Below are 9,298 nucleotides of genomic sequence, written 5' to 3' on the forward strand. Positions count from 1 at the left end.
GGTAACACAAGCATCCTGCTTGTTACAGCAAACGAAGGCTGAACTGCAAAAACTGTACCTCAGCATCCTCAAAAGTGCTGTAATATAAAATTGGAGTGCATGGAAATCTTGGTTCTAGAAACAATAACTTTCATTGTAAGTATTCAGCTTTTCTAAGGGAATGCTGCGCAAACAGCTTTTCGTATTTTCGTAAAGAATAAAACAACGACTAAGATTAACTAATGACCTTTTTCGTATCGGACTTTTAATTCTCGCCATCAGACTAATTCCTCCTAACACAATAATGAATTCATGGCTGATAGCTGATAGCTAAGTCTCAATGCTTACCTTTCATTCGGACAAGTAATTCAGTAGGAGATGTAATTAATCTAAGAAAGTAATTATCGTGCTTTTCTAGCTTAATTATATTAATAGTAATAAATCAAAAAAATACCAACTAAGGAGTAGAATTAAAAACAAATCTGCCAAAATAAAAGCCAACATTTCTTTATGTGGTATCAGCACATCCGAGAAGAAACACAAACCTATCTCAAAACATTTGTCTATCCATACACAGGCTTTCTGACAAAGCCCCTAATAAGACCCAAATTTATAGCAGTTGTTGAAGCCAGCTTAATCGGAATAACTTCAGGATTAGCCGCCGTCACCCTCAAAGAAGGGGTGGGCTGGCTAGGTAGTTGGCGAATAGCAGCATCCCTCAAATTTCCTCCTTGGTTGTTACTACCTATTTTTGGCTTAATTGGAGGATTTCTCACAGGTGTATTAGTAGAACGTTTAGCACCAGAAACTGGAGGGAGTGGAGTACCACAAGTAAAAGCAGCACTAGCAGGTATGACAGTCCCCTTAAACTTCCAGATCGCTATTGTCAAAATGCTCACTACTATTTTGACAGTGGGTTCTGGACTAACACTAGGAAGACAAGGCCCTACTGTGCAAATAGGTGCATCTTTGGCAGCTTGGATTAGTCGTTGGCTTCCCACTTCTCCCAGTTATTCTCGTCAGTTAATTGCCTGTGGTGCTGCTGCTGGATTAGCTGCTGGCTTTAATGCTCCTATTGCTGGAGTGTTATTTGTAGTTGAAGACCTAATGCACGATGTTTCTGGCATTACCTTGGGTCCAGCAATTATTGCTTCATTTGTCGGTGCAGTTACTTCGCAAATGCTAGGTGGAAAAAGTTTGTACTTAGAAAACAGCAGTGATTACCTAGATACATCAATTACAGGATTTTTAGATCCTAAAGAAATTCCTTTCTACATAGTTTTGGGAATTTTAGCAGGGTTACTAGGAACAGTATTTAGTCGGGGAATTATTGCAACTTCAATATTTAATCAGCGTAAACTGAAATTAAAATTACCTTGGCGAATAGCTATTACCGGATTGATTAGTGGTTTAATAATTGCATCTTTACCAGAGTCATTTCACAATTATACAGGTTTAAGAGAAATATTGGGAAGTAATGAAGCTAACTTGAAATTGAGTTTCATAGCTTTTACAGCACACTTTGTCTTAACAATATTTGCTGCAGGTTCAGGTGCCCCTGGCGGATTATTTGCACCATCTTTAATTATTGGCTCTGCTTTAGGTCAAATAATTGGGATTTTGCAAAGTAATTTAGTTGGTATTGAACAACCAACAATTTTCGCTCTAGCAGGAATGGGTGCATTCTTTTGTGCTGTGTCAAGAGCGCCGATCACAGCAGTAGTAGTTATTTTTGAACAGACACAAGACTTTCGTTTGGTGTTACCACTGATGATTGTTTCTATTGTGGCTTTATTGGTGGCAGAAAAGATAGATAAGAAATCTTTATCTGACCTAGTTTTAGATTTAAAAGGTCTACAACTTAACAAAGAAACCTCAGCAAATGATTATTTGAGTAATATTCGCGCCGATCAAGTTATGCACACTCCTGTGGAAACTCTTGATTTTAATTTAACTTTAGATGAAGTTAAGCAGAAATTTTCTAGTTCTACTCATCGAGGTTTTCCTGTACTTGACAGTCAAGGTTTGCTGGTAGGTATCGTCACTCAGACAGATTTAGTCTACACTCGGAAACGTCAAGTTCCAGGGAATCATCTTTTAAAAGAGTTTATGACACTCCATCCAATGACAGTTAAGACTAGAGATAATCTGAGTGAGGTTTTAAATCTTTTACATAGATACAAAATTAGTCGTTTACCTGTGATGGAGGGTCGTCATCTTGTGGGGATTATTACTGATACTGATATCATTAAAATAGAATCAGAGCAATTAATAGGTGAGACAAACTCAAGAACTAACCCTCCAGAACCATCTTATGTAGTTTATCAAACACGAGCGCCTCAAATTGGTAATGGTCGGTTGTTAGTACCTTTGAGTAATCCTCGTACTGCTCCTGCATTATTAAGGTTGGCTGCTGTAATTGCTCGGCAACGCAATTATGAACTAGAATGTCTGCAAATTGTAATTGTACCTCGTCAAAATTCTCCTGCTGAGACTGTGGTAGATACAACTGAGAGTCGTCGTTTGTTGGCAATGGCAGAACGCATAGCTACAGATTTACAAATTCCCATCCATACTCAAGTGCGGGTTGGTCACGATATTGCTGATGCTATTTTGGAAACTGTTAAGGAGAGACATATATCTTTAATATTGATGGGTTGGAAGGGTGATATTGCACCTGGTCGTATTTTTGGGAGTATTGTGGATACTCTGATGCAACAAGCTATTTGTGAGGTTGTGGTAGTGAAGTGGGGTGGTGAGAAATTTAGAGAGAGAGAAAAGTTTTCAGGTGTTGCTAATGAAAAATTTAACCCTTATTCTGATTATGTGTACTCATTTTTAGGATGGCGACAATGGTTAGTACCTCTTAGGGATATTCCGACACAAGCAGCAGCAGTTAAACTTTTGCCTGCTTTAGTTTCTTTGAGTGTGAAGCCAGAAATTCTTCTATGTCAAGTCTGTACTCAATCTGTTGTTAATCCTAATATTCAGGAAATGCAGCAAGCTGCTAGAATGCTAAAACACAGATTACATACTGAGGTGATGGCTACTACAGTCTGTTCTAAATCTGTTTCAGAGGCTGTGGTTGATTTGGCTAATGCTCATCACTCTGATGTTGTGGTTATTGGTGCTAGTAAGGAGGGATTTTTGAGGCACATGATTAATGGTAACATTCCAGAGGCGATCGCTCGTGGTTGTGATTGTACTGTGATTTTAGTGCGAGCTGCGAATAATTAGGGTTTGCTGAAAAATTTTTTTGTAATGAGTAGGGGAGTAGGGGAGTAGGGAGTAGGAGAGTAATTCTTTTATATCAAATCCGCTTGCCACGGTTCCCGAAAAATCGGAGTAACAAGAAACCGGGTTTGTGGGAGGTCAATTTTAGTATTGTAGGGTATTTGAGACAAACCCGGTTTCTCTGCTTTTTTATACCGATACTAACAAATTTGATATTACTTAACTATGCGCCCAAAATCCTAACTTTTTGAGGATCAAGCAGCTCAAAACTAGGTACTTTTTCGAGGCATAAAAAGCCTCAAAGCCTTATTTGTCAATATTTTTAGATTTAATCAGCCAGCCCTAACTATTGTACAATAAATGAAGCAAACATCAATTTTAGCCTCAAACCCTTATTTGTCAATATTTTTAGATTTAATCAGCCAGCCCTAACTATTGTACAATAAATGAAGCAAACATCAATTTTAGGCTCAAACCCTTATTTGCCAATACTTTGAGATTTAATCAGCCAGCCCTAACTATTGTACAACAGATGAAGCAAACATCAATTTTAGGCTTAAACCCTTATCTGTCAATATTTTTAGATTTAATCAGCCAGCCCTAACTATTGTACAACAGATGAAACAAACATCAATTTTACGCTCAAACCTTTATCTGTCAATACTTTGAGATTTAATCAGTCAGTCCTAACTATTGTACAACAGATGAAGCAAACATCAATTTTAGGCTCAATTTTAGGCTTAAACCCTTATCTGTCAATATTTTTAGATTTAATCAGCCAGCCCTAACTATTGTACAACAAATGAAGCAAACATCAATTTTAGGCTCAATTTTAGGCTTAAACCCTTATCTGTCAATATTTTTAGATTTAATCAGTCAGCCCTAACTATTGTACAACAAATGAAGCAAACATCAATTTTAGGCTCAAACCCTTATCTGTCAATATTTTTAGATTTAATCAGTCAGCCTTAACTATTGTACAACAGATGAAGCAAACATCAATTTTAGGCTCAAACCCTTATCTGTCAATATTTTTAGATTTAATCAGCCAGTCCTAACTATTGTACAATAGATGCAGTAAACATCAATCTATGCAAAGAGACTGATATAGCTGCTGCACTTACTCCGCGTTTGATATGCGTAGCAAAGCGACACCGATGTTCTATTGCTACTTTCATGCAACAAAACCGAAATTATCTATATCTTTAATTCCTGTTCTCAGTTATAGCGGTTTTCACAAAGGTAGACTACAAAACTTCTTACTTCTTCCTTTCAACCTAAATCTCTGTACTCTAAAAAACATGAAAACTGCTATAAGTGTTCCCTGTTCCCTCCTTTCTGGAGATGTCTAATTAATTGTTAATCAACCTCAAAGTGCAACTGATAAAGTCTCAAACTCGGATGTTCAGTTAAATACCAATGACAGCCAATATTAGCAGGTGAAGGTCTTTTATTCAGTCGATACAAAAACATTGGTTCTTCTCTCAAAATTGCTTTCAACATCAAATCTTCCCAGTCTTCATTGCCATGGTCAAAAATTAAATAAGACTTACCAATATATCCTGTTTTTATCAATACCTTTAGTAACCATCCCACAATTTCCTCAGTTTTTTCTAGAGAAAATTCACTATCTGTTAAACCATAAGTTTCAACCTCTAGTTTTTCTGATTTAGGTTGTAGTGTTGCCAAGAAAGCTGATATAATTTTTTTTAGTTTTTTCATATTTACAGACTCAACTGCTTCATAAAATCGATATAAAACGTCATATAGCATGATATTCTACTGTTTACTTCCTGTCTCTTGGTCAGCATTCCCTCTCTTGGTGCGCGTTCCCTTGCGACTTTCGTCGTCGCGGGGTCGCACCGCTTGCGTCTTACGCCGACGCGGGGTCTGACCGCCTTCCACCGGAACTGTCGGCAGCACTCCGTCCACAGGCATTCACGATCAAGCCGACCGCCCGATCGCAAATTGATACTTGCGTTTAAATCTCTATCTATTGACAAGCCACAGTCAGGGCAATCATACCTTCTCAGGTTTAACGGCATATCTTGGACGTGACCACACCTGCAACAAGTCTTTGATGATGGAAAAAATCTATCTACTACTACTAACTCCGAACCGTACCATTGGCATTTATATTCTAGCTGTCGTCTAAATCCGTAAAATCCTTGGTATGCAATGGATTTAGCTAGTTTGTGGTTAGATAACATTCCACTAACGTTCAAATCTTCTATGACAATTGTGCCGTGGTTTTTGGCTAAGTATGTTGTCAATTTATGAAGTGCATCTTTGCGGATGTTTGCTACTTTTCTATGCAGCCTAGCTATCTTAAGTTGTGCTGCCCTCCAGTTAGCTGAACCAATAATTTTATTCCGGTTAATATACTGTAGCCGAGAAAGTTTGGGTTCAAGCTTACGGTATGACTTTAAACTTTCAAAAACTTTCCCATTGCTTAATGTTGCTAAGGTTTTTACGCCTAAGTCAACACCTACAACTTCTGTAGTTTTTGTTTTTGAAGTCGGAGTAAATTCAAAAGCTAAACTAAGATACCAATCACCCGCTTGTCTACTAATAGTTATTTTCTGAGTTGTTGCCTCAATGGGTTCATAAGTTTTCACCCAACCAATGAAAGGGAGTTTATGACTCCATCCGTTTAATTCTATTGGCTTTCCACAATTATCAATTGTGGAAAGCGAAGCATTCCGTTTGCGAAGCATTCCGAAGGAAAGGAAAAGAATCATGTTTACCTTTTTTCTTAAACCTTGGATATTTACTCAACCCTTGTTTGCGTTTGCGAAGCATCCCGTAGGGTAGCATTCCGTTTGCGAAGCATTCCGAAGGAAAGGAAAAGAATCTCTTAAATGCTTCACCCAAGTTAATGTTTGCGTTTGCGAAGCATCCCGTAGGGTAGCATTCCGAAGGAAAAGCATATTGGTATACTCTGGAAGATAAGTTTTTCATCCAGGGTGTTAGTGGTTTTGTATGATTGGTAAAAACCTCTCTTAGCTTGCGAGCCTTCGGTTTATAACCATCTTTATAAGCAGCATTCCATAAACTTAGACCCCAATTATAACACCATCTGCTATAACCTGCGTGTTGAGCCAAGAGTGTTTTCTGCTTGTTATTCAGTTTGAGTTTGGTTCGGATGGATTTCATGTAGGGTATTGACAGTATAATGGTATACTTTTTAACGTATTAAATCGTTATTCTTTGATTAAGTCAATGCTCTATCTTTATTCTACTACCAACTCAGTTAAATAATGTAACAAATAATTCCTAAGCTCCACTTGTGAAATGAGAACCTGAAATGATTTTCAATCCTACATTCCACACTTCAAAACCTAGTATAAAAGCTCTAGGTCTCCATCCAACTAGCGACCTATAGGAGGGGAGAGTGGTCGCCAGTTGAAAAAATAAATTCAATAGTTAATGTTTTTGGCGATCGCCGACAATTTACACAACATTACTGAAAACCCTACATTGGAGATGAAAAGTGGCTATAAAAGGTATAGATTTCAGCATTAATCAATTCCTATTGTTTCCGAGAGAAAATCGGCTGTAGATTTAACTAGAGCGATCGCATTCTCATATACCATCCGAGTTGGCCCTAAAACTCCTACACTTCCTAGAGGAATTGTCCCATTCCCATAGGTTGCAGAAACTAAGGCACAACCTTGGATGGGTTCCAAGGGATTTTCTGAGCCAATTCTAACTTTCACCTGCTTATCTGTTTTTTTCCCGGTAGCTCCAAATATTAAAGGCCACAGTTCCTCTTGTTTTTCTTCAAGTAGGTGAATAATAGTTTGGACTTGTTGCAGTTGGGAGAATTCTGGTAAACGCAATGCTTCTGCTATACCACTAATCATAATTCTGGTATAATCAGGTGTCTGAGAACGGAGAGTTAAATTTTCCAATAGATTTTTGATCGATTCAGTGTACTTCTCAAACTCCCGGTCTAGTTCACTCCAGTCCAATAAAGATAATTCTCCTATTGCCCGGTCTCGTAATTGGCTATTCAAAAAATTTGATAATATCTGTAACTCTCTATCAATATCCTCTGGGTTGGAAAGTACCGAATTATCTGGTGAATTTTGTCGATCGTTTGTTTGATTTATTGCCCCCAAGTCCATCATTAGTGACTGAGTTTCATAAGTATTTGTCACGACAATTAGCATAATTTTTTCTGCTTCGACTTGTACCAGTTGGAGGTGTCGTAGCTTGGCCGTGGAAGTCTGAGGCATTGTCACCAAAGAAATATAACCACTGAGAGTAGCTAAAATTTGAGCTGCTCCCTGAAGTACAGCCTCTAGGCGACCTTCTGGCCAATTCAGTTGTTTTTGTAAAAGTTCTTCAACTTCAAAAGCCAAATTTTCTGAAGGTGTCATTAATTGATCGACATATATTCGGTAGCCTGAGTCTGAGGGAACTCTTCCGGCTGAAGTATGAGGTTGATATAAAAGTCCACTTTTCTCTAAAAAGCTCATCCCATTACGAATGGTTGCTGGACTAACACTGAGATTATACTCTTCTACTTCTACAAGGGACTTTGAGCCAACTGGCTCTGCTGTCGCAATATAGTGGCGAACTGTTGCCCAAAGAATATGTTGATGACGATTATTAAGCTTAACTTGCACTGACATAGATGTAGGGTGAGTATATCGGTAAGTTTCCAGACAATAGCAGAAAATAATTATCTTAGTTAATCAAAACATTAGAGTTATTTTTCTTAATATAACTTGGTGCTTCGTTATGATATAAGCATATTCTGCTAAAAAATATGTAGTTAAAGAAACTTTTCTACTTAATAATCATAAAGTTTTTGCTGTCTAATAGCGCGGTATACTTTTATCTACGACTAATGAGTAGACATCTATACCACCAATAATATTTTTAACATTAGTAAAACCTTGACTCTTCAACCATTGGCACATTTGAGCAGAACGCATCCCATGGTGGCACAAAACTAATGTTTCTTGCTCGGAGTCTAAATGGACATGAATTTGGTCTGACCATTCGGGAAACTGACTTAAGGGTAAAACTTTAAAACCGTTGATAAAGGCTATTTCTACTTCTTGTGGCTCTCGAACATCTACTAATTGTAAATTTTCAGGAATACCATTTGTTAGGCGACTTGCTAGGTCTTGGACAGTAATTTCAAGCATAGGTTCTTCGGAAAACTTTTGTGACATTTTTGTTAGATACAAGAATTAATTTATTTATTAATAGAATAGTATAAATGTTAAACATTAAGTTGTTAATTCTACATTCCGCAGCTTAATGGTACTATTGGATAATTTTTTTTCAAGGCTATCATAGTGATTCTTTGATAATCGTGAATTACCAGTTAAGTCTGCGTTAGATTTGAGGAGGTTTCAGTGAGAAAAAAATATGATTACTATGGAGATTTGAAAAATAAATCTGAGTTGACAAAAATGTGTAGAGATGTTTTGACTAGCACCCCACCAGGAACAATTCGTAAGCTGACTGCTAATAGCTGAATGCTTACAACAATTCTTAAAGAAAATTCACCTGAATATTTACTAGGAAAATGGATTTTGTTGCGACGGCGACCGCACATTTCAATGTCCGATAATCCCCAGCTCAAAATAGCTCTTCATTCCTGGGGAAAATATAGTGCATTTAATTATAAAAATAAGGATGGAGAATGGGAGCCTTACTCATATAGAAAAGCTTTAAATGAACCAGAACAAAATAATAAGAAAGATGTATTAGAAGCCTTTAGGTATGAAGTTAGGGAGCAGAATTACTTGATTTAGCGACAAAAGATGCCTTTAATGTTCATACAGACTATATCATTCCAATGCATGTTTTGATGTCGGATTTTTTAAAAGATGAAGAATCCAATATTAATGAGATAAATGTAGATACCAAAATTGATAATTTGGGGACTGAATGGCGAGTTTTATCTGATATAAATTTAGCTATGAAATGGGAAAAATGCCATCAGAAAAACGCTAAATTAAGGCTGTTCATTAATTGATAATTGATAATGGATAATTGATAATTACAAGAAGGTTAAAACCGTTACGGAATTGAATATCGGGAAATATCCTAGCACTTTTTT

The 9,298-nt window shown here is 37.1% G+C and carries 6 protein-coding genes and 1 pseudogene; 3 read left to right on the forward strand and 4 right to left on the reverse strand.

Going from position 1 to position 9,298, the window contains the following annotated elements:
• The first annotated feature begins 489 nt into the window (after positions 1 to 489).
• Positions 490 to 3,216 carry a chloride channel protein gene (locus AFK68_RS22955; protein ID WP_094675391.1) on the forward strand — a complete coding sequence of 909 codons (2,727 nt, stop codon included), beginning with the start codon at positions 490 to 492 and terminating at the stop codon, positions 3,214 to 3,216.
• 1,356 nt (positions 3,217 to 4,572) lie between these two features.
• Here AFK68_RS22955 and AFK68_RS22960 read toward each other — a convergent pair.
• From AFK68_RS22960 to AFK68_RS22975, 4 genes and pseudogenes are all read right to left on the reverse strand, one after another.
• Positions 4,573 to 4,986, reverse strand: coding sequence for a hypothetical protein (locus AFK68_RS22960; RefSeq protein WP_094675393.1), 414 nt, complete (start codon positions 4,984 to 4,986; stop codon positions 4,573 to 4,575).
• Positions 4,987 to 5,086: 100 nt separating this feature from the next.
• Positions 5,087 to 6,369: pseudogene (locus tag AFK68_RS22965) on the reverse strand (RNA-guided endonuclease InsQ/TnpB family protein).
• Positions 6,370 to 6,734: 365 nt separating this feature from the next.
• Complete coding sequence (gene hrcA / locus AFK68_RS22970; protein ID WP_371357508.1) at positions 6,735 to 7,847, reverse strand: heat-inducible transcriptional repressor HrcA; 1,113 nt, start codon at positions 7,845 to 7,847, stop codon at positions 6,735 to 6,737.
• Between the two features lie 192 nt (positions 7,848 to 8,039).
• On the reverse strand, positions 8,040 to 8,402 hold the full coding sequence (locus tag AFK68_RS22975) for a rhodanese-like domain-containing protein (RefSeq protein WP_094675398.1): 363 nt from the start codon (positions 8,400 to 8,402) through the stop codon (positions 8,040 to 8,042).
• Positions 8,403 to 8,588: 186 nt separating this feature from the next.
• On the opposite strand from AFK68_RS22975, the gene AFK68_RS43585 reads away from it, so the two are divergent.
• A complete protein-coding gene (locus AFK68_RS43585; protein WP_256386633.1) occupies positions 8,589 to 8,711 on the forward strand; it encodes a hypothetical protein in 123 nt (40 codons plus the stop codon).
• The gene (locus AFK68_RS22980) at positions 8,712 to 8,990 is read left to right on the forward strand and encodes a hypothetical protein (protein WP_094675400.1); all 279 of its coding nucleotides are present in this window, start codon (positions 8,712 to 8,714) and stop codon (positions 8,988 to 8,990) included.
• Positions 8,991 to 9,298: the final 308 nt, after the last annotated feature.

The sequence above is a fragment of the Hydrocoleum sp. CS-953 genome, from assembly GCF_002260545.1.
GTDB lineage: Bacteria > Cyanobacteriota > Cyanobacteriia > Cyanobacteriales > Microcoleaceae > Trichodesmium.

Coding starts and splice junctions, on each gene's coding strand:
- AFK68_RS22955 (WP_094675391.1), top strand. CDS start 490: ATGTGGTATCAGCACATCCGAGAAGAAACACAAACCTATCTCAAAACA.
- AFK68_RS22960 (WP_094675393.1), bottom strand. CDS start 4,986: ATGCTATATGACGTTTTATATCGATTTTATGAAGCAGTTGAGTCTGTA.
- AFK68_RS22975 (WP_094675398.1), bottom strand. CDS start 8,402: ATGTCACAAAAGTTTTCCGAAGAACCTATGCTTGAAATTACTGTCCAA.
- AFK68_RS22980 (WP_094675400.1), top strand. CDS start 8,712: ATGCTTACAACAATTCTTAAAGAAAATTCACCTGAATATTTACTAGGA.